This is a genomic window from Caballeronia sp. LjRoot31, assembly GCF_964253885.1.
Taxonomy (GTDB): domain Bacteria; phylum Pseudomonadota; class Gammaproteobacteria; order Burkholderiales; family Burkholderiaceae; genus Caballeronia.
On record NZ_CAXURX020000002.1, the window covers coordinates 48574 to 70795 of the forward strand.

17 protein-coding genes are annotated in these 22222 nt (G+C 60.5%); 13 read left to right on the forward strand and 4 right to left on the reverse strand.

What is annotated here, in order from left to right; translation table 11 throughout:
* Positions 1-191: 191 nt before the first annotated feature.
* The 7 genes from ACSQ8V_RS18695 to ACSQ8V_RS18725 are packed head-to-tail and all read left to right on the forward strand — an operon-like array spanning position 192 to position 7567.
* The gene (locus ACSQ8V_RS18695) at positions 192-1586 is read left to right on the forward strand and encodes an L-serine ammonia-lyase (RefSeq protein WP_436183261.1); all 1395 of its coding nucleotides are present in this window, start codon (positions 192-194) and stop codon (positions 1584-1586) included.
* 40 nt (positions 1587-1626) lie between these two features.
* Positions 1627-2871 (forward strand): sarcosine oxidase subunit beta family protein, encoded by a 1245-nt coding sequence (locus ACSQ8V_RS18700; RefSeq protein WP_436206710.1) that lies wholly within the window; start codon positions 1627-1629, stop codon positions 2869-2871.
* Positions 2872-2890: 19 nt separating this feature from the next.
* Complete coding sequence (locus ACSQ8V_RS18705; RefSeq protein WP_436183262.1) at positions 2891-3193, forward strand: sarcosine oxidase subunit delta; 303 nt, start codon at positions 2891-2893, stop codon at positions 3191-3193.
* Positions 3190-6192 (forward strand): sarcosine oxidase subunit alpha family protein, encoded by a 3003-nt coding sequence (locus tag ACSQ8V_RS18710; RefSeq protein WP_436206711.1) that lies wholly within the window; start codon positions 3190-3192, stop codon positions 6190-6192. The genes ACSQ8V_RS18705 and ACSQ8V_RS18710 overlap by 4 nt, the downstream gene beginning before the upstream one ends.
* Entirely contained in the window at positions 6182-6832 is a 651-nt protein-coding gene (locus ACSQ8V_RS18715) for a sarcosine oxidase subunit gamma (RefSeq protein ID WP_436206712.1), read from the forward strand. Before ACSQ8V_RS18710 ends, ACSQ8V_RS18715 begins: the two co-directional genes overlap by 11 nt.
* A complete protein-coding gene (locus ACSQ8V_RS18720; protein ID WP_436206713.1) occupies positions 6829-7296 on the forward strand; it encodes a dihydroneopterin aldolase in 468 nt (155 codons plus the stop codon). Before ACSQ8V_RS18715 ends, ACSQ8V_RS18720 begins: the two co-directional genes overlap by 4 nt.
* Before the next feature lie 7 nt (positions 7297-7303).
* Positions 7304-7567, forward strand: coding sequence for a hypothetical protein (locus ACSQ8V_RS18725; protein ID WP_436206714.1), 264 nt, complete (start codon positions 7304-7306; stop codon positions 7565-7567).
* Between the two features lie 79 nt (positions 7568-7646).
* On the opposite strand, the gene betA is transcribed toward ACSQ8V_RS18725, so the two are convergent.
* From betA to betI, 3 genes are read right to left on the reverse strand one after another with little or no spacing between them, the layout of a single operon-like run.
* Positions 7647-9335, reverse strand: a complete 1689-nt coding sequence (betA, locus tag ACSQ8V_RS18730; RefSeq protein ID WP_436206715.1) for a choline dehydrogenase — start codon at positions 9333-9335, stop codon at positions 7647-7649.
* Between the two features lie 11 nt (positions 9336-9346).
* Entirely contained in the window at positions 9347-10816 is a 1470-nt protein-coding gene (betB, locus tag ACSQ8V_RS18735) for a betaine-aldehyde dehydrogenase (RefSeq protein WP_436206716.1), read from the reverse strand.
* 11 nt (positions 10817-10827) lie between these two features.
* A complete protein-coding gene (gene betI, locus ACSQ8V_RS18740) occupies positions 10828-11427 on the reverse strand; it encodes a transcriptional regulator BetI (RefSeq protein ID WP_436206717.1) in 600 nt (199 codons plus the stop codon).
* 212 nt (positions 11428-11639) lie between these two features.
* Here betI and fdhA point away from each other — a divergent pair, with 212 nt between their 5' ends.
* Positions 11640-12839 (forward strand): formaldehyde dehydrogenase, glutathione-independent, encoded by a 1200-nt coding sequence (gene fdhA / locus ACSQ8V_RS18745; RefSeq protein ID WP_436183269.1) that lies wholly within the window; start codon positions 11640-11642, stop codon positions 12837-12839.
* Between the two features lie 1046 nt (positions 12840-13885).
* Here fdhA and ACSQ8V_RS18750 read toward each other — a convergent pair.
* A complete protein-coding gene (locus tag ACSQ8V_RS18750; protein WP_213769131.1) occupies positions 13886-14896 on the reverse strand; it encodes a GlxA family transcriptional regulator in 1011 nt (336 codons plus the stop codon).
* Between the two features lie 441 nt (positions 14897-15337).
* Here ACSQ8V_RS18750 and ACSQ8V_RS18755 point away from each other — a divergent pair, with 441 nt between their 5' ends.
* Genes ACSQ8V_RS18755 through ACSQ8V_RS18775 form a run of 5 tightly spaced genes read left to right on the forward strand, consistent with a single transcriptional unit; the run spans position 15338 to position 22219 of the window.
* Complete coding sequence (locus tag ACSQ8V_RS18755) at positions 15338-16627, forward strand: serine hydroxymethyltransferase (protein WP_436206718.1); 1290 nt, start codon at positions 15338-15340, stop codon at positions 16625-16627.
* A 27-nt stretch (positions 16628-16654) separates the two neighbouring features.
* Positions 16655-17626 carry a dipeptidase gene (locus ACSQ8V_RS18760; protein ID WP_213769129.1) on the forward strand — a complete coding sequence of 324 codons (972 nt, stop codon included), beginning with the start codon at positions 16655-16657 and terminating at the stop codon, positions 17624-17626.
* Between the two features lie 32 nt (positions 17627-17658).
* Positions 17659-18195 carry a DUF5943 domain-containing protein gene (locus ACSQ8V_RS18765; protein ID WP_436206719.1) on the forward strand — a complete coding sequence of 179 codons (537 nt, stop codon included), beginning with the start codon at positions 17659-17661 and terminating at the stop codon, positions 18193-18195.
* Positions 18196-18233: 38 nt separating this feature from the next.
* Entirely contained in the window at positions 18234-20297 is a 2064-nt protein-coding gene (locus tag ACSQ8V_RS18770; protein ID WP_436206720.1) for an FAD-dependent oxidoreductase, read from the forward strand.
* Between the two features lie 2 nt (positions 20298-20299).
* Entirely contained in the window at positions 20300-22219 is a 1920-nt protein-coding gene (locus ACSQ8V_RS18775) for a (Fe-S)-binding protein (RefSeq protein ID WP_436206721.1), read from the forward strand.
* Positions 22220-22222: the final 3 nt, after the last annotated feature.

The window sequence follows — 22222 nt, forward strand, 5'->3', positions numbered from 1 at the left end:
CCGGGCTACGCGGGCCGCCACCTGCCGGTTTCCGCCGCCGATCATCGCTAAAGCGCCTCGCCATCCACCCGCGTTGCGTTACTGACGCCGCCATCCCACGTGCATGCCGTTTTTGTTCTATCAGCGGAAATTGGCGTGCGGTGCAATGGCTACCTAGCGAAATCCCATGCAGTCCACCAACAAGGCACCTCATGAACGTCAGCGTTTTCGATCTGTTCAAGATCGGCATCGGTCCGTCAAGTTCGCATACGGTCGGCCCGATGATCGCAGCGTGCCGCTTCGCCTCGCATGTCGAGGACGCGAACCTGCTCGCGTTCGTGCGCCGCGTGCGGGTGGATTTGTTCGGCTCGCTGGGCGCGACCGGCAAGGGCCACGGTACCGATAAAGCCGTGCTGCTTGGACTCGAAGGCAATCTCCCCGACTCGATCGATCCGGATGCGATCGAACCGCGTCTGCGGGAGATCCGCGAGTGCAAGAGCTTGAACCTGCTCGGCAAGCACACGGTTAAATTCGACGAACGTGAGCACATCGGCTTCTTTCGCAAGTTGATGCCGGGCGCGCCTGGATCGAGCGTCGTGCATCCGAACGGGATGCGCTTCCAGGCCTTCGATGAAAACGGCCAGCTCGTCGTCGAAAAAGAGTACTACTCGGTCGGCGGCGGTTTCGTGATCAACAGCGAGGGCACGCGCGTGAACGGCGTGCAAACCGGTGGCGAGGTGCCCCACCCATTCCGCACCGGCGACGACCTGATGCGCGTGTGCCGTGAGACGGGGTTGTCGATTGCTGAAATTACGCTGCGCAACGAATGCGCATCGCGCTCAGAGCGTGAAGTGCGTGACGGCCTGCTCGCGATCTGGCGCGTGATGGCGGCGTGCGTGGAGCGCGGCTGCAAGGTGCGAGGCGAATTGCCCGGCCCGATGCACGTGAAACGCCGCGCTGCCGACCTTTCCGCGCAGTTGCGCAAGCATTCGGAGGAGTCGTTGCGCGATCCGCTCTCCATGCTCGACTGGGTCAACCTCTACGCGATGGCCGTGAACGAGGAGAACGCGGCGGGTGGCCGCGTGGTGACGGCACCCACGAACGGCGCGGCCGGCGTGATCCCTGCCGTGCTGCATTACTACGTGAAGTTCATGCACAACTCGACCGACGAGGGCATCGTCACGTTCTTGCTGACGGCGGCGGCTATCGGGATCATCTACAAGGAAACGGCGTCTATCTCCGGCGCCGAAGTGGGCTGCCAGGGTGAAGTCGGCGTGGCGTGTTCGATGGCCGCAGCAGCGCTTGCCGCCGTCATGGGCGGTACGCCGACGCAAGTAGAAAACGCGGCCGAAATCGGTATGGAACACAACCTCGGCATGACCTGCGACCCCGTTGGCGGGCTCGTGCAGATACCCTGCATTGAACGCAACGCGATGGGCGCGATCAAGGCGCTCAACGCGGCGCGCATGGCTATGAAGGGTGACGGTACGCACTATGTGTCGCTCGACAACGTGATCAAGACAATGCGCGAAACCGGCGCGGACATGAAGACGAAATACAAGGAGACGTCGCGCGGCGGGTTGGCCGTGAACGTCATCGAGTGCTGATTTGAAGGTTTTGCAAGACTAACAAGTTTAAGGAAACACCATGAGCCGCTATTCGATATTCAGCCTGTTGCGCAACGGCATGTCGTATCACGAGAACTGGGAACGCCAGTGGAAAAGCCCGGAGCCCAAGCAGGAATACGACGTGGTGATCGTCGGCGGCGGCGGGCATGGTCTCGCGACGGCCTACTATCTTGCCAAGGAACATGGCGTGCGCAACGTCGCCGTGCTCGAGAAGGGCTGGATCGGCGGCGGTAATACGGCGCGCAACACAACCATCGTGCGTTCGAACTATCTGTGGGACGAGTCGGCGGCGCTGTACGAAAAAGCGATGCAGTTGTGGGAAGGGCTCTCGCAAGATTTGAACTACAACGTGATGTTCAGCCAACGCGGCGTGATGAACCTCGCGCATACGCTGCAAGACGTTCGGGATACTGAACGTCGCGTGAACGCGAACCGCTTGAATGGCGTCGATGCCGAATTCCTCACGCCTGAACAGATCAAGCAGATCGAGCCGACCATCAACCTGAATAGCCGCTATCCGGTGCTCGGTGCGTCCATCCAGCGGCGCGGCGGCGTGGCTCGTCATGATGCGGTTGCATGGGGGTTTGCACGCGGCGCGGATCAGGCAGGCGTGGATATCGTGCAGAACTGCCAGGTCACGGGGATTCGCCGCAACGGCAGTCAGGTGATCGGCGTGGATACCACGAAGGGTTTTATCAAAGCCAAGAAGGTGGCGGTCGTCGCAGCAGGCAACACCTCCACACTCGCCGATATGGCCGGCATCCGCCTTCCCCTGGAAAGCCATCCGTTGCAAGCGCTTGTGTCTGAACCCATTAAGCCCGTGGTCAACACGGTGGTGATGTCGAACGCGGTGCACGCGTATATCAGCCAGTCCGATAAGGGCGATCTGGTGATCGGGGCGGGTGTCGACCAGTACACGGGCTTTGGTCAGCGTGGCAGTTTTCACATTATCGAAGGGACGTTGGAGGCGATCGTCGAGATGTTCCCGGTGTTCTCGCGTGTACGCGTGAATCGGCAGTGGGGCGGGATTGTGGACGTGTCGCCGGATGCGTGCCCGATCATCAGCAAGACCGATGTGAAGGGTCTGTACTTCAACTGCGGCTGGGGTACGGGTGGCTTCAAGGCGACGCCGGGTTCGGGCTGGGCATACGCCCACACCATCGCGCACGACGAGCCTCACGCGTTGAACGCGCCGTTCTCCATCGACCGTTTCTACACGGGTCACCTGATCGACGAGCACGGCGCTGCGGCTGTCGCCCACTAACTGGCTTGAGGAAATAGACATGTTGCTGATTGAATGTCCCTGGTGCGGTCCACGCGCTGAAAGCGAATTCTCGTGCGGCGGCGAAGCCGATATCGCCCGCCCGCTCGATACCGAAAAACTCACCGATAAGGAATGGGGCGACTACCTGTTCATGCGCAAGAATCCGCGTGGCGTGCATCGTGAGCAATGGATGCACACGCAAGGTTGCCGGCGCTGGTTCATGGCGCAGCGCGACACCGTGAGCTACGCATTTCAGGGTTATGACACGTTCGCCCGGCCGCTCGCCGTGATGGAATCGAAAGAAGAAGGACAACCGAAATGAGCCAGAAAGACCGACTCGCCACGGGCGGGCGCATCAACCGCGCCATCGCGCTCACGTTTACCTTCAACGGCAAGACATACCAGGGCCATCAGGGCGATACGCTCGCCTCCGCGCTGCTTGCGAACGGCGTGCATTTCGTTGCGCGCAGCTGGAAATATCACCGGCCGCGCGGCATTGTGACGGCCGACGTGGCAGAACCGAATGCCGTGGTTCAGCTTGAAACCGGCGCTTATACGGTGCCCAATGCGCGTGCCACCGAGATCGAGTTGTATCAGGGGCTGGTCGCCACCAGCGTGAATGCCAAGCCGAGCATCGAGAACGATCGCATGGCGGTGAACCAGAAGATCGCCCGGTTTATTCCGGCGGGCTTCTACTACAAGACCTTCATGTGGCCGCGCAAGTTCTGGCCGAAATACGAAGAAGTGATCCGCGACGCAGCGGGTCTCGGCAAAGCGCCCGAACACGTGGACGCGGATCGCTACGACAAATGTTTCGCGCATTGCGACGTGCTCGTGGTCGGCGCGGGGCCTTCAGGTCTTGCTGCGGCGCATGCAGTGGGTTTGTCGGGTGCACGCGTGATTCTCGTCGATGACCAACCGGAACTCGGCGGCTCGCTGCTGTCGTATCGCTCGGAAATCGATGGCGCGCCGGGTCTGAAGTGGGCGCAAAAAATTGAAGCTGAACTGCGCAAGATGCCGGATGTGAAGATCCTGTGCCGCAGCACGGCGTTCGGTTATCAGGATCACAACCTCGTCACGATCACGCAGCGCTTGACCGAGCATTTGCCGGTATCGATGCGTAAAGGCACGCGGGAACTGCTGTGGAAAGTGCGCGCCAAGCGGGTCATTCTCGCCACGGGCGCGCAGGAACGGCCGATTGTATTTGGCAACAACGATCTTCCGGGGGTGATGCTGGCGTCGGCGGTGTCGTCGTACTTGCATCGCTATGCCGTGCTGCCGGGACGCAATGCGGTGGTCTTCACGAACAACGACAGCGGCTATCAATGCGCGCTCGATCTGAAGGCGGCAGGCGCGCAGGTGACGGTAGTAGACCCGCGTCTCGCCGACGACAAGGGCGCGTTGCAGGGCCAAGCCAAACGCTATGGCGTGAAGGTGCTGAACGGATCGGCCGTCACGGTGGCGCATGGCAAACTGCGCGTGGCGTCGGTCGAAGTCAACGCCTATTCGAACGGCACGGTCGGCGTGAAGCAAGCCGACTTGTCTTGCGACCTGCTCGCTGTGTCCGGCGGCTGGAGCCCGATCCTGCACCTGTTCGCGCAGTCCGGCGGCAAGGCGCACTGGCATGACGAAAAACTCTGCTTCGTACCCGGCAAAGCGATGCAGGCCGAGAGCAGCGTAGGCGCGTGTGCCGGTGAATTCACGCTCGCCCGTGCGATCCGTTTCGCGGTCGATGCCGGCGTGGACGCCGCGCGTGCCGCAGGTTTGATCGTTACCCGCCCGACACCCGTGCAAGTGGCCGAGGTCAGCGAGGCGCCGCTCATGCCGTTGTGGTTGGTCGGTGGCCGTGAGCTGGCAACACGGGGTCCTAAGCAATTTATCGATTACCAAAACGACGTATCCGCTGCCGATATCTTCCTCGCCGCGCGTGAAGGGTTCGAGTCCGTTGAGCACGTGAAGCGTTACACGGCGATGGGCTTCGGCACGGATCAGGGCAAGCTCGGCAACATCAACGGCATGGCGATCCTGGCTCAGGCGCTGAACAAGACCATCCCCGAAACCGGCACCACGACCTTCCGTCCGAACTACACGCCGGTTACGTTCGGCACGTTCGCCGGCCGCGAGCTGGGCGAGTTCCTCGATCCCGTCCGCAAGACCGCTGTGCACGAATGGCACGTGGAAAATGGCGCGGCGTTCGAGGACGTCGGCAACTGGAAGCGGCCTTGGTACTACCCGAGGAACGGTGAAGACATGCATGCGGCGGTTGCGCGCGAGTCGCTGGCGACGCGCACCAGCGTTGGTATTCTGGATGCATCGACGCTTGGCAAGATCGACATTCAAGGTCCCGATGCCGCGAAGCTGCTCAACTGGGTCTACACGAACCCGTGGAGCAAGCTGGAAGTGGGCAAGTGCCGATACGGCCTGATGCTCGACGAAAACGGCATGATCTTCGACGACGGCGTGACCGTACGCCTCGCTGACCAGCACTACATGATGACGACCACGACCGGTGGCGCCGCACGCGTGCTGACGTGGCTCGAACGCTGGCTGCAAACCGAGTGGCCCGACATGCGGGTGCGCCTGGCGTCGGTGACGGATCACTGGGCGACGTTCGCTGTCGTCGGCCCGAACAGCCGGAAGGTGTTGCAGAAGGTCTCCCGCGATATCGACTTTGCGAACGCCGCGTTTCCGTTCATGAGCTATCGCGAAGGGACCGTGGCGGGCGCTGCGTCGCGCGTGATGCGAATCAGCTTCTCCGGCGAACTTGCTTACGAAGTCAACGTGCCGGCGAACGTCGGGCGCGCGGTGTGGGAAGCGCTCATGGCCGCCGGCGCCGAGTTCGACATCACGCCATATGGCACGGAAACCATGCATGTGTTGCGCGCCGAGAAGGGTTACATCATCGTCGGACAGGATACCGATGGTTCGATGACCCCGTACGACCTCGGGATGGGCGGACTGGTCGCGAAGTCGAAGGACTTTCTCGGCAAGCGTTCGCTGACGCGCTCGGATACCGCGAAGGCCGGGCGCAAGCAACTTGTCGGCTTGCTTGCTGAGGATGCGTCATTCGTGATTCCGGAAGGCTCGCAGATCGTGCCGGGTCCGTTCACCGGCGACACCGCGCCCATGCTCGGTCACGTCACATCCAGCTATTTCAGCCCTATTTTAAAGCGCTCGATTGCGATGGCCGTCATCAAGGGCGGTCTCGACAAGATCGGCGAATCAGTAATGATCCCGCTCGCCAACGGTAAGCAGATGCCGGCAAAAATCACCAGCTCGGTGTTCTACGACAGCGAAGGAGCACGTCAACATGTGGAATGAAAACAGAAGCAACCAGACGATCGTGGATCGTGCAATCGGGCAGGGCGTGTGGCAGGAATCGCCGCTGGTAGGCGTGGATGGCCTGCTGAAAAAACATCAGGCGAGTGCATCGAAGGCGTTTCGCCTGGTCGAGCGGCCGTTCCTGGAACTGGTCAATGTGCGGGGTGACCTGCGTGATGCCGCGTTTGTTGCGGCAGTTGAGAGCGTGATTGGTTGCAAGCCGCCCGAGAAGCCGAATACGACGGCGACGGGCAACGGCTACGACCTGATCTGGCTCGGTCCCGACGAGTGGCTCGTACGCTCGGCCGCCGCGCATTCCGCGACGCAGGCTGCGCCGATGGAAGCCAGATTGCGCGAGGCGTTCAAGGGCTTGTTCGCAGCCGCCGTTGATATCGGCAGCGGTTACACCGTGCTCGACATCAGCGGCACGCGTACGCGTGATGTACTCGCACGCGGTTGTCCGCTCGATCTGCATCCGCGTTTGTTCGGTGTCGGCCAGTGTGCGCAGAGCCACTACTTCAAGGCCTCCGTGACAGTGCTGCCGACCGGTGACGACAGCTTCGACCTCGTGATCCGCCGCAGCTTCGCGGACTACTTCGTGAAGATGATGCTCGATGCGGCCGAGCCGCTGATGTGGTGAAACCGTACGAACCATTCGAAACATTAAGCGCAGGCGGACGCGGCTGGCGCATTGTTGTCGATGAGCTCGTGGTGCCTACGCGCATTGGTTTGCATGCTCAGGAGTATCTGGCGCCGCAACCCGTTGCTATCGATGCGAGCCTGCATTATCGAGGCGTACCGGCCGAGGAGAACGCGCACGAGCTGATCGATTACGAGGCCTGGTGTGCGGATGTGTCGGGTTATCTGGAGAGCAAGCCGCATACGCGCTTGCTCGAAACCCTGGCGGTGGAGATCGCGGCGCTCTCGTTCACCCGGTGGCCCGCGCTCGATGCGCTGACGCTGCTGCTGTATAAGCCGAAGATTCGCGAAGGCACGCGGCGCGTGGGCGTTGAGATCGACTGGCATCGTGCGGATTTCGACGCATGGCGTGCGTCGGTTGGGTTGCATACGGCGCAAACGGCGCATACGACGGTCACGCGCTGAAACGGCCATGACGTCGACGCGTGTTCAAACCGCCGGACTTTCGCAGCTTGCGTGCGAGCAGCATGATCCTGATGCGGCACTCGCACTGCTCGATCGCAGCCTGGCGCTTGGGCATCGGCGAATTGCGTTGATCCGCTATCTGCATGCACAGTATCTTGGTGCGCCGCTCGAGCCGCGCCATCATGAGTATGTTCACAAGGTGGCGGAGCGCTTGAGCACCGAGACGATTGCGCGCATAGCGATGGCTGCGCGTGCGCGGCTTGAGATGTGACCCGGTTTCCACGGCGGTAGTTGACTAGAACTAAAAGGGCATCGCGGCTGCCAAGCCGAGATGCCCAAAAAATGACGATTTACACCGCCGCGACGGTTTCCCCCTTACGCGCCTTTGCACCATGCGCGACGAAATACGGCGTATCAACACGCGCTAGCGGCTCATGCCCCCGGATCTTGTCGGCGATCTTTTCGGCCAGCATGATTGTTGGCGCATTCAAGTTGCCGGTCACGATCAGCGGCATGATCGACGCATCGACCACGCGCAGCGATTCGAGCCCGTGTACGCGGCCTTCGTTATCGACCACGGCCAACTCGTCGTAACCCATCTTGCACGAACACGACGGATGGTAAGCCGTCTCCGCACGTTGCCTCACGAACGCGTCGAGTTGATCGTCCGTGGTGAGATCAGCGCCCGGATGCAACTCCCGTCCACGATATTTCGCGAGCGCCGGCTGGTGCATGATCTCGCGCGTAATGCGGATCGCGTCGCGGAATTCACGCCAGTCAAGCGGGTCCGACATGTAGTTGAACAAGATGCTCGGGTGCGCGTTCGGATCGCGAGACTTCAGCTTGATGCGGCCGCGGCTGGGCGATCGCATGGAACCCACATGCGCCTGGAAGCCATGCATCTTGATCGGGTTCGAGCCGTTGTAGTTGATTGCGACGGGCAGGAAGTGATATTGAATGTTGGGCCACAGGTCGTCGTCGCGCGTACGTATAAAGCCGCCCGCTTCGAACTGATTGCTCGCACCAATGCCCGTACCATTCAACATCCATTCAACCCCGATCTGCGGCTGGTTCCACCACTGAAGCGCAGGATAAAGCGACACGGGTTCAAGGCATTCGTACTGCATGTACATCTCCAGATGATCCTGGAGATTCTCACCGACGCCGGGCAGGTCATGCACTAAAGGCACGTCAAGTTCCCGCAGCCACGTCGATCGGCCGACACCCGAACGCTGCAGTAATTGCGGCGATGCAATCGCGCCGCTGCACACCAGCACTTCGCGACGTACATGCGCGGTGACACGTTCGCCACCGTGTAAATAGGCCACGCCAATCGCTTTTTTCCCGGCGAACAAGACGCGATCCGTGACGGCATGCGTCGCGATCGTGAGATTCGGCCGGCCTTTCGCGCGGTCGAGATATCCGCGCGCGGTGCTTGAGCGGCGACCCTTAGGCGTCACGGTCCGGTCCATCGGGCCGAAACCTTCCTGGCTGTATCCGTTGAGGTCATCGGTTCGGGGATAACCGGCCTGCACACCGGCTTCGACCATCGCGGCAAACAACGGATTGTTGCCGGGCTTCGAGGTCGTTACGTGCACCGGGCCGTCACCGCCGTGATACGGGTTCGGTCCGGCATCGCGCGTTTCGGCCTTGCGAAAATACGGCAGGCAATCAGAATAGGTCCAGTTTTCAAGGCCTTTTCTCTCGGCCCAGCCGTCGTAGTCGAGCGCATTGCCGCGGATGTAGCACATGCCGTTGATCAGCGACGACCCGCCCAGTCCTTTACCGCGGCCGCATTCCATGCGCCGATTGTTCATGTACGGTTCGGGATCGGTTTCGTAGGCCCAGTTATAGCGCCTTCCTTGCAACGGAAACGCCAGCGCGGCCGGCATTTGCGTGCGGAAGTCGAAGCGGTAGTCCGGACCGCCTGCTTCAAGCAGCAGCACGGTCACGTCGGGGTCTTCGGTGAGACGCGAGGCGAGCACGTTGCCCGCCGAACCCGCGCCCACGACGATGTAGTCGAACTCGTTCGCGCTCATCGCGTCGCTCCTTAGAATACGGGTTGGTAGGGACCGAGTTCGACTTGCACGGACTTGATGCTTGTGTAGTGCTCGAGAGTGGTGATGCCGTTTTCGCGGCCTACGCCCGACTGCTTGTATCCGCCCACGGGCATTTCAGCAGGCGATTCGCCCCACGTATTGATCCAGCAGATGCCGACTTGCAGCGCATGAATCACGCGATGCGCACGCGACAGATTCTCCGTGACCACGCCCGCGGCGAGGCCGTATTCGGTCGCGTTGGCACGCTCGATCACTTCGTTTTCCTCATCAAATGTGAGGATGCTCATGACCGGGCCAAAAATCTCTTCTCGCACAATGCGCATGTCGTCGCGGCAATCGGTGAAGATGGTCGGTTCGACGTATTGCCCTTGAGCGAACGCGTCATGCACGATCCGCGATCCACCCGCGATTAATCGCGCACCCTCTTGCTTGCCGCTTTCGATGAACCCCAGGACTTTATGTAATTGCGCGGCGCTGACGAGCGGGCCGAAGTTGGTGTTGGTGTCCGTTGGAGAGCCTACTCGAATGCGCTTGACGCGCTCCAGTAGAAGCGCTTCGAAGCGCTCGTACACCGGTCGTTGCACGAACACACGCGTGCCGTTCGTACAGACCTGGCCTGAACTGAAGAAGTTGGCGCTCATCGCAATGTCGGCGGCGCGCTCGAGATTGGCGTCATCGAAAATGACGAGCGGGGACTTGCCGCCCAGTTCCATCGTGACTTCTTTCAGCGATGAACCGCCGGCCATCGACATGACTTTCTTGCCCGTCTCCACACCACCCGTAAACGAGATCTTCGCGATGTCCGGATGCGCGGCAAGCAACGCGCCCACGCGGCCATCGCCTTGCACGACGTTGAACACACCTGCGGGAACGCCGGCTTCGGAATAGATTTCAGCGAGTTTCAACGTGCTGAGCGGCGTGATTTCGCTGGGCTTGAAGATCATCGCGTTGCCGGCGGCGAGCGCGGGGGCGGACTTCCAGCAGGCGATCTGGATCGGATAATTCCATGCACCAATGCCCGCGCATACGCCAAGCGGTTCGCGTCGTGTATAGACGAACGAACTCGCGCGCAGTGGGATCTGCTGACCTTCTATGGCCGTTGCAAGCCCGGCGTAGTACTCGATTACATCGGCGCCGGTGACAATGTCCACGGCGCGTGTTTCGGCAATCGGCTTGCCCGTATCGCGGGTTTCGAGCGCGGCGAGTTCGTCGTTGCGTTCACGCAGAATATCCACCGCGCGACGCAGGATGCGCGAGCGTTGCATTGCGGTCATGGCGGCCCATTCGCGCTGGCCTTCGCGCGCCGAGCGCACGGCGCGATCGATATCCGCTGCGCTTGCCTGTTGAACGCTCGCGAGCATTTCGCCCGTGGCGGGGTCGAGCGTGTCAAAGGTTTTGCCGCTGGTGGCATCGACGTAAACACCGCCGATGTACAAGCGCTGCAGTTCGAATACGGGCATGGCGTAGTCCTTTAAGTGAGGGTCCGGCCGCGTGTGTCGAGCACGAGGTCGATGTAATCGTTGGCCAGACGCATGGCCGCTTTCGTGTCGAACGGTTCACCTGAGAGCGCGCCGCGCAACCACAAGCCGTCGATCAATGCCGCCAGTCCACTTGCCGCGCGACGGGCGGTGGCGCGCGGCAGTGCCTTCGAAAAATCAGCGCACAAATTGGAATACAGGCGGCGCGTGTTGACGTTCTGCAGCCGCCGCAATTGCGGTTTGTGCATGCTCTCCGACCAGAACGCGAGCCACGTCTTCATCACGGGATTGCTGACTTGCGCGGCATCGAAGTTCGCCGCCACCACGGCACGCAAGCGTGCTCGCGGTTCGTCTTTCGCAACCCGGCGCCTGCGCGATGTTGCGTTCCACAGGTCGCGCAGCACATGGCGCATGGTGGCTTCGAGCAGGCTGTCCTTGTCGCCGAAATAATGACTGACGATACCCGTGGAAATGCTCGCGCGTTGCGCAACCGACGCCAGCGTCGTGCCGGCAAGACCCGCATGGTCGATGGTCAGCAGCGTGGCGTCGATCAACTGCGCCCGGCGGATTTCGCGCATTCCTAGCTTGGGCATGGGTTTTGTCTAAAGAAGCGTTAAGAAAACCAGGATTGAATCCTATGTATTTTATATTGATTGGTCAATCAATATAAAACCGCCATGTCGGATTCTGTCAAACCCGTGTCGTGTTCGATGTGCGTCGGTGGTGCGGCACAGGACTACGCTCGTTAGGCGGTGCATGGCTATGTTTTGCCGTGCAGATCGTCCACGAGACAAGGAGACAGGCAATGAGCAGTAATCGCGGCGTCGTGTATCTGGGGCAGGGCAAGGTTGAAGTGCAATCCATCGACTATCCGAAGATGGTCGATCCGAGCGGCCGGCAGATCGGTCATGGCGTGATTCTCAAGGTGGTCACCACGAATATTTGCGGGTCGGACCAGCATATGGTGCGGGGCCGCACGACGGCTCAGGTCGGCCTTGTGCTCGGGCATGAGATTACTGGCGAGGTGATCGAGGTTGGGCGCGACGTGGAGACGCTCAAGATTGGCGATCTGGTTTCGGTGCCGTTCAACGTAGCGTGCGGCCGCTGTCCGACCTGCAAGGCGCAGAATACGGGCGTGTGCCTGAACGTCAATCCGTCGCGTGCGGGCGGTGCCTATGGTTACGTGGACATGGGCGGCTGGATCGGCGGTCAGGCTGAATACGTGTTGGTCCCGTACGCCGATTTCAATCTCCTGAAGTTTCCCGACCGCGACCAGGCGATGTCGAAGATCCGCGATCTCACGTGCCTGTCCGACATCCTGCCCACGGGCTATCACGGTGCCGTGATGGCGGGTGTCAAGCCGGGTTCGACGGTGTATATCGCGGGCGCGGGTCCGGTCGGAATGGCCGCGGCGGCATCCGCTCGTTTGCTGGGCGCAGCTTGTACGATAGTCGGCGACATGAACGAAGAGCGTCTCGCGCATGCGCGCAAGGTTGGCTTTGAGACCGTGGATTTATCGAAGGATGCAACGCTTGGCGAGCAGATCGCGGCCATTCTCGGCACACCGGAAGTGGATTGCGCGGTCGATTGCGTCGGCTTCGAGGCGCATGGTCACGGCAGCAGTGGAAGCCATCAGGAAGCGCCTGCCGCGGTGCTGAATTCGCTGATGGAGATCACGCGGGTAGCGGGTGCGATCGGCATTCCGGGACTCTATGTCACCGACGATCCAGGCGCCGCCGATGCAGCCGCGAGGAAGGGTGCGCTGAGCATTCGCTTCGGGTTGGGCTGGGCTAAGTCGCATTCGTTTTTTACTGGGCAGACGCCGGTCATGAAGTACAACCAGAACCTGATGCAGGCTATTTTGTGGGATCGCTTGCCGATTGCGGATATCGTTAATGTGTCGGTGGTGACGCTTGATCAGGCGCCGGATGGGTATCGGCAATTTGATGGTGGTGCGCCGCGCAAGTTCGTGATTGACCCGCACGGGATGTTGAAAGCGGCCTAAGGGGGGCGTTCGCACTCGGGGTTGGGGTTGGCGGTTTTGGGGCGTTGGGGTTCGTGGTCGGGGTCAGTGCTGGGTTGGTCGGTTCTGGGGTTAGTGGTCGGGGTCTATGCCGGGTTGGTGCTTTCGGCGTTAGTGGTCTGCGAGAGTTGGATTTTCTCTTTATCACTGTTAGCCACTGTGCGTGGCGGCACGTCATTTCTTTGTCCAAAGCGACAAAGAAACGAAGCAAAGAAAGCGCTTTTAAACCACGCTACCCTAAGTGTCCACAGCGTGCAGTTTTTATTCATAGGTGCCCCAAAAGCACGGTGTTCGCCAGAGCGACGAATGTTTGAACCCCTCCTTCTCGCGAATCCTGACACGAACACGCTTCGCCCCGTACGCTCTCGGGCAAGCACCATTGCCAAGGAGCCAGTGCGGCCTCACGGGTACTCGTAGACCCGCGCTTGCCAATGAACACGCTTCGCCACCCGTGCTCTCGGGCACGCACGAATTGACCAGGAACCAGCACGGCCTAACGCGTATTTGCTTCTACGGTTCTTCGTGGGTTAGCCGCTTGGTTAGTGCGGTTATTTTCGTAGGCTACGGCCTTACGCATCTTCGCGGCCCCATTTCTTGGCGGGTCGGCGGCGTGGTCCGTCACGCATAAAAATTGGTGGTTGGTCGTCCGCGGATAGCGCGGGGTGCCCCTTTGGCAGGTTCAATCACTGGTGGCGAAGCGTGTGGGTATCGGTGTTCGGAGAAGGAGGGTTTCACACATCCGTGGCTCTGGCGAGCACCGTGCTTTTGGGGCACCCGTGAATAGAAACTGCACGCTGTGGACACTTAGGGTAGAGCGGTTAAAGCGCTTTCTTTGCTTCGTTTCTTTGTCGCTTTGGACAAAGAAATGACGTGCCGCCACGCACAGTGGCTAATAGTGATAAAGAGAATATCCGACTCTCGCAGACCACTAAGGCCGAAAGCAGCAACCCGGCATAGACCCCGCCCACTAACCCCAGAACCTAGCCCCTCGACCCCCAACGCCCCCCCGACCGAGTGCGAACGAAAACCTAAGCGGCGCTTTGGGCGATGACCATCGGAGCAACAACAGCGAGCGGCGGCAACTGGCGCCGCCGTTCCCGCGTAGGCGCTGTGCCGAATGAGTCTCGATAGCTCTTGCTGAAGTGGCACGCCGACTGAAAGCCGCAAGCCATCGTGATGTGCATGATCGACATATCGGTCTGCAACAGCAATTCACGCGCACGGCGCAACCGCAGGGTCAGGTAATAGTGCGTCGGCGTCATGCCAAGGTGCTCGCGAAACAGCCGCTGCAATTGCCGCTGCGACATCCCCGCCAGCCGCGCAAGTTCTTCCCGCGACAACGGCTCCTCTATGTTGTTCTCCATCAGCGAAATCACTTCGAACAGCGACTTGTTCGCCGAGCCCAACCGCGCGACCAACGGCATGCGCTGCTGCGCGCTGGTATCGCGAACGTGCTCCACAATGAACTGTTCCGCAATCTGCGTGACCTTCGCCGACCCCACGCGCGTGGCGATCAGGTTCAACATCATGTCGAGCGGCGCAACGCCGCCCGTGCAGGTCACGCGATCCCGGTCGATCACGAATAACTCTTTGAGAAAGCGCGTTTCCGGGAATTCCTCCTTCAGCGCCGACATGTTTTCCCAATGAATCGCGCATGCATAGCCCGCGAGCAGACCGGCTCGCGCGAGAGCATAGGTGCCGGTGCAGAGACTGCCGAGCACGCTGCCCAGCCGCGCAAAACGGCGCAACGCCGACAGATGCGCGGGCGTGGTCTCGCGCTGGACGTCAATGCCGCCGACCACGAACACAATGTCAGGTAGCCCGACGCACTCGACCGGTCCGGTATCCACAGAGAGGCCATTGCTTGCCGCCACGGGGCCGCCGTCCGGACTCACGATCGACCACGTGTACAGCTTCTGCCCGGTCAGATAGTTCGCCATGCGCAGCACTTCGATGGCGTTGGTGAACGCGATCATCGTGAAATTGGGCAGCGGCATGAACGCGAAATGCGCGAGCGACGCGGTTCTGTCGGGGGACATGGAGGAGGGAATCCTTCGAATCTAGGGTGTGGCTATGTCGTGGGGACACGACTATGGACATTTTGTAGATGTTTGCAACTAGCATGCCATCAGGCTAAACCCTATCGGCGTTGAAGCTTACGAAGACGTAAGTGATTTGCTACGCACCGCGACGGGGATCAGGGCCGCGATTCGCACCGCTTGAGAGCGCGAACGGTTCGCCGCAGTGCAGCATCGAATTGACGTCTAGAACGGCGCATGGGCGACTTGTGTAAAACGGACGCGCATGTCGGAAAAGGCCAAGAACACGTCTAAATTCATAAATTGGCGTGGGGGGTGAAAGTCAAGAATAGACGCATCGGAAAGCGGGTCTCAGCGTGGTTTCAAGTGCCTTTGCATACCGGCCCGCCAAGCAAACCGCCTTTCAAAAAACGACTTGTCCCCGAACCCACGGATGTTTCAATGTCAAATTCCTCGACTCGCCCCGCCGCCCCGTTCTTCGAAGAACCGCTTGCCACCCGCGACGCGCCCGTGCGCAGCGCCATCCTGAAAGAGCTGGAACGCCAGCAGTCGCAGATCGAATTGATCGCGTCGGAGAACATTGTCTCGCGCGCTGTTCTTGAAGCGCAGGGTTCGGTGCTGACGAATAAATACGCGGAAGGTTATCCGGGCAAGCGTTATTACGGCGGTTGCGAATTCGTCGATGAAATCGAAACCCTTGCGATCGATCGCGTTAAGCAACTCTTCAACGCGCAATTCGCCAACGTCCAGCCGCATTCCGGCGCGCAAGCGAATGGTGCCGTGATGCTCGCGCTGACCAAACCCGGTGACACCGTGCTCGGCATGTCGCTCGATGCAGGCGGTCACCTGACGCACGGCGCGAAGCCGGCGATGTCCGGCAAGTGGTTCAACGCGATCCAGTACGGCGTGAACCGCGAGACCATGCTGATCGATTACGAGCAGATCGAAGAGCTCGCTTTGCAGCACAAGCCGACGTTGTTGATCGCCGGCTTCTCGGCTTATCCGCGCGAACTGGACTTTGCGCGGCTGCGTGCCATTGCGGATAAGGCGGGTTCCAGGCTGATGGTCGACATGGCGCACATTGCCGGCGTGATCGCCGCAGGGCGTCATCAAAACCCGGTCGACCACGCACATGTGGTGACATCCACCACGCACAAGACGCTGCGCGGCCCGCGCGGCGGTTTTGTACTGACCAATGACGAAGACATCGCCAAGAAGATCAATTCAGCGGTGTTCCCGGGCCTCCAGGGCGGTCCGCTGATGCACGTAATAGCTGGGAAGGCCGTCGCCTTCGGCGAGGCGCTGCAGCCCGGTTTCAAGACTTACATCGATAACGTGCTGGCGAACGCAAAGGCGCTGGGCGAAGTGCTGAAGGCCGGCGGCGTCGATCTCGTGACCGGCGGTACGGATAACCACTTGTTGCTCGTCGATCTGCGTCCGAAGGGTTTGAAGGGTAACCAGGTCGAGCACGCGCTGGAACGCGCCGGGATCACTTGCAACAAGAACGGCATTCCGTTCGATCCGGAAAAGCCCACGGTCACCTCAGGGGTGCGCCTCGGCACGCCGGCCGGCACCACGCGTGGTTTTGGCGTGGCAGAGTTCCGTGACATCGGCCGCTTGATCGTGGAAGTATTTGACGCTTTGCGCGATCACCCGGACGGTCACGCTGAGACCGAACACCGCGTGCGCCGCGAAATCTTCGCGCTGTGCGAACGCTTTCCCATTTATTGATTACGCCCTCCTTTTCCGGAGCAAGAGATGAGCACACTTCACGACAGCAGCATCATCATCGACGGCCTGAATATTTCCAAGTTCGAGCCGTCGGTATTCGAGGACATGAGAAAGGGCGGCGTGACCGCGGTGAACTGCACCGTGTCGGTCTGGGAGAGCTTCCAGAAAACCGTAGATAACATTGCTGAAATGCGTCAGATGATGCGCGAGCACAGCGACATCCTCACGCTTGTGCGCACCACGGACGACATTCGCCGCGCGAAGCAGGAGAACAAGACGGGCATCATTTTTGGTTTTCAGAACGCGCATGCGTTCGAGGACAACCTGGGCTATATCGAAACGTTCAAGCAACTTGGCGTGAATGTCGTGCAGCTTTGCTACAACACGCAGAACCTCGTGGGCACCGGTTGCTATGAACGCGATGGTGGTCTCTCGGGCTTCGGTCGCGAAGTGATCCAGGAAATGAATCGCGTGGGCATCATGGTCGACCTGTCGCACGTAGGCGGCACGACGTCTTCCGAAGCTATCGCGTTCTCGAAGAAGCCGGTGTGTTATTCGCATTGCTGCCCGTCGGGCCTGAAAGAACATCCGCGCAACAAGTCCGATGAACAACTCAAGGAAATTGTCGACGCGGGCGGTTTCGTCGGCGTGACGATGTTCGCGCCGTTCCTGAAGCGCGGCCCGGATGCGACGGTGGAAGACTACCTCGAAGCAATCGAGTATGTGGTCGACCTGATCGGCGAAGACAACGTGGGCATTGGCACGGACTTCACGCAAGGCTACAGCACGGAATTCTTCGACTGGATCACACACGACAAGGGTCGTTATCGTCAGTTGACGAATTTCGGCAAGGTCGTTAATCCAGAAGGAATCCGAACGATTGGAGAATTCCCGAACCTGACCGCCGCGATGGAACGCGCCGGCTGGAGCGAGTCGCGCATCAAGAAGATCATGGGCGAAAACTGGGTACGCGTGTTCGACAGCGTCTGGAACGTCTGACCCGGCTCACCCAATACAAAGGAACCCACACGATGCAACCGCAACTGCCTATTGACGTCGATCCGGAAACCGGCGTCTGGACGACCGACTCGCTGCCCATGCTCTATGTGCCGCGCCATTTCTTCACGAACAATCACCTGGCGGTTGAAGAAGCGCTGGGCCGCGACGTGTATGCGAAAAGCCTTTATACAGCGGGCCACAAGTCGGCGTATCACTGGTGCGATAAAGAAGCCACGCAGCACGGCATCAGCGGCATGGCGGTGTTTGAACATTATCTGAAGCGCCTGTCGCAACGCGGCTGGGGTTTGTTCTCGATCGTAAAAAGTGATCCGGCTGCATCAACGGCGACCGTGCATCTGCATAACTCGTCGTTCGTGCTGGCGCAGCCGGGCAAGGAAGGCAAGCTTTGCTACATGTTCGCAGGCTGGTTCTCAGGTGCGATGGACTGGGTCAACGACACCGCGACGGAAGGCACGAAGAAAGGTCCGAAGTCGTTTTCGGTCGAGACCCAATGCGCGGCTGAAGGCCATTCGCATTGCGTATTCGAAGTGACGCCGCTGGCAGCGTGAACGCCTAGCACGTAGATATAAATCCGAGGTCGACCGCGATGCGTTACCCCAACCTTTTCAAGCCTCTCACGCTGAACAAGCTGACCTTGCGCAACCGCATTGTCAGCACCGCGCACGCTGAGGTCTACGCGGAACCGGGCGGTTTGCCCGGTGATCGGTATATCCGTTATTACGAGGAAAAGGCCAAGGGCGGCGTAGGATTGGCCGTATGCGGCGGCTCGAGCCCGGTGTCTATCGATAGTCCGCAAGGATGGTGGAAGTCGGTGAACCTTGCGACCGACAAGATTATTGATCCGCTCTCGCGTCTGGCCGAAGCCATGCACAAGCACGGCGCGAAGATCATGATCCAGGCGACTCACATGGGCCGTCGCACGGCTTATCACGGCGAGCACTGGCCGCATCTGATGTCGCCGTCCGGCGTGCGTGAACCGGTGCATCGCGGCAACGCGAAGATCATTGAAGTGGAGGAGATCAAGCGCATCATTTCCGACTTCGCGGCGGCCGCCAAGCGTGTGAAAGATGCGGGCATGGATGGCGTCGAAATCTCGGCGGCGCACCAGCATTTGATCGACCAGTTCTGGAGTCCGCGCACGAATTTTCGTACCGATGAATGGGGCGGTTCGCTCGAAAACCGTCTTCGTTTTGGTAACGAAGTGCTCAAGGCCGTGCGTGAAGCGGTAGGTCCGGATTTCTGCGTCGGCCTGCGCATGTGCGGCGACGAATTCCACGAAGACGGCCTCGATCACACGCAGTTGAAAGAGATCGCGCAGTCGATGTCAGAGTCCGGTCTGATCGACTACATCGGCGTGATTGGTTCTGGTGCTGACACGCACAACACGCTCGCGAACTGCATGCCACCTATGGCGCTGCCGCCCGAGCCGTTCGTGCATCTCGCGGCGGGCATCAAGTCGGTGGTGAAGCTGCCCGTGATGCATGCGCAAAGTATTCGCGACGCGGGGCAAGCGGAGCGCTTGCTTGAAAGCGGCATGATCGATCTGGTCGGCATGACGCGGGCTCAGATCGCCGATCCGCACATGGTCATCAAGATCCGCGATGGCCGCGAAGACGAGATCAAGCAGTGCGTGGGCGCGAATTATTGTATCGACCGGCAGTACAACGGTCTTGATGTGCTGTGCGTGCAGAACGCGGCCACATCACGCGAAGAGACCATGCCGCACGTGATCGAAAAATCGCGTGGACCGAAGCGCAAGGTCGTGGTCGTTGGTGCGGGTCCTGCGGGACTCGAAGCCGCGCGCGTGGCGAAATCGCGAGGGCATGACGTCGTATTGTTCGAGAAGAACGACTACGTGGGCGGCCAGATCATGCTGGCGGCCAAGGCGCCGCAGCGCGAACAGATGGCGGGCATCGTGCGCTGGTTCGACATGGAAACGAAGCGCCTTGGTGTGGATCGCCGTCTGGGCGTTGCCGCCGATGACAAGATGATCATGGCGGAAAAGCCGGACATCGTCGTGCTGGCGACAGGCGGTTCATCGTTCACGCAGCAAGTGCCGGCGTGGGGCGTCGAGCAAGGTCTCGCCGTGAGTTCGTGGGACATCCTTTCAGGCAAGGTCGAGCCGGGCAAGAACGTGCTGGTCTATGACGGGGTCAGCATGCAAGCAGGCGCCGGCGTAGCGGATTTCATCGCGAGCCGCGGTGGCAATGTCGAGATCGTGACGCCGGACGTGAAGGTCTCCGACGATGTGGGCGGGACGACCTTCCCGATTTTCTATCGGCGTCTGTATGCGCAAGGCGTTATCGCCACGCCGAACTACTGGCTCGACAAAGTGTATGAGGAAGACGGCAAGAAGATCGCCGTGATCCGTAACGAGTACACAGAAGAGCAGGAGGAGCGCGCGGTCGATCAGGTGGTGATCGAGAACGGCATTGTGCCGAACGACGAGCTCTACTGGAAGCTCAAGCCGGAGTCGTTGAATCGCGGCCAGATCGATGTGCACAAGCTGTTTGCATCCGAGCCGCAACCTTCCTTGAGTGAAGACCTGGGCAATGGCCGCTTCCTGCTGTTCCGCGTAGGCGACTGCATCTCCATGCACAACATTCACGGCGCGATCTACGACGCGCTGCGCCTCGTCAAGGACTTCTGATAATGAGCCCGGTGTTTGTCATTACCGCGTTGTTGTGGTTGTCGGTGGCGGGTCTGGCATTTGCACTGTTCAAGCGTGCGGCGTATTGGCGTGAGGGCCGCGCGACGGCAGCGGGTGCATACGGCTGGGGCAATTTGCTGTCGATCCCGAAGCGCTATTTCGTCGATCTGCATCATGTGGTCGTGCGAGATCCGTATATTGCGAAGACGCACGTGGCAACAGCCGGCGGCGCAATCGCAGCCATGGCGCTCGTATTCATCAACTACGGGCTGGCTATCTATTCGCCGTGGCTCGACAAGCTGATTTTCTTGGCAGCGCTCGTGATGCTGGTCGGTGCGGTGTTCGTGTGGCGTCGCCGACATGGAGCGAAGGCAGTGCCGGCGCGTTTGTCCCGTGGTCCGTGGGACAGCCTGCCGCTGCTGCTCGGTTCATTCGCGCTTGGGCTTGTGCTGTTCATCGTGTTGCCCGCTGCGGCAATGTCCGGCGCATTGGCGATCATCGTCGCGTTATTGATTGCCGCGGGTGCCTTCACGATGACCTTCGGCGCGGCTCGCGGCGGTCCGATGAAACACGCGCTCGCGGGTCTGCTGCATCTCGCGTTTCATCCCCGGCAGGAGCGTTTCACGGGGCGCAGCCACGAGCATGACGTCGTGCCGCCGACCGCGCTCAAGATGCCCGTGCTCGATGCAAAGGAATATGGCGTTGGCAAGCCGGTGGAGTTTCGCTGGAATCAATTATTGAGCTTCGATGCCTGCGTGCAATGCGGCAAGTGCGAAGCCGCATGTCCGGCGTTCGCAGCGGGTCAGCCGCTGAACCCGAAGAAGCTGATCCAGGATCTGGTGACCGGCATGGTCGGCGGTACGGACGCCGCGTATGCAGGCAGCCCGACGCCCGGCATTCCGCTCGGCAAGCATTCAGGCGCACCGTCGAAGCCGCTGATTTCCACGATGATCGAGGCGAATACGATCTGGTCCTGCACCACGTGCCGTGCGTGCGTTCAAGAGTGCCCGATGCTGATCGAGCACGTGGACGCCATTGTCGACATGCGTCGCAACCAGACGCTGGTCGAGGGCATTGTGCCGGGCAAGGGTCCGGAAACGCTGGCGAACTTGCGCGAGACGGGCAGCGCGAACGGCTTTGATATCGGCGCGCGTTACGACTGGGCCGTGGACTTGCAAGTGCAGGTCGCGCAGCCAGGACGACCGGTCGATGTGCTGCTCATCGCAGGCGAAGGTGCGTTCGACATGCGCTATCAGCGCTCTCTGCGCGCGCTGGTCAAAGTGCTGAACAAGGCCGGCGTCGACTACGCGGTGCTGGGCGGTGTGGAAACGGATACCGGCGATACGGCGCGTCGTCTGGGCGATGAAGCCACGTTCCAGCAACTGGCGACACAACTCATCGAGACCCTTTCGAAGTATTCGTTCAGGAGGATCGTTACCGCCGATCCGCACGTGATGCATAGCCTGCGCAACGAATATCGCGCACTGGGCGGCTTGTATGAGGTGCAGCATCACACGTCATTGATCGCGGAGCTGGTCGCTAGTGGCAAGCTCACGCCGGCCGCTGAAAGCGCGCTCGCTGTGGGCAAGACCGTCACGTATCACGACCCGTGTTATCTCGGCCGATACAACGGTGAGACGGAAGCGCCGCGCAAGTTGCTCAAATCGATCGGCATCAAGGTCGTCGAGATGGAACGCAATGGCATGCGTGGACGATGCTGCGGCGGTGGTGGCGGCGCGCCGCTAACCGACATCCCCGGCAAGCAGCGTATTCCCGACATCCGTATCAACGATGCCCGCTCGATCAACGCGGAGATCGTTGCGGTCGGTTGTCCGAACTGCACGGCGATGCTGGAAGGTGTGGTAGGCACTCGGCCGGAAGTGCTGGATGTGGCTGAACTCGTTGCAGCGGCGCTGGAGTAAGCA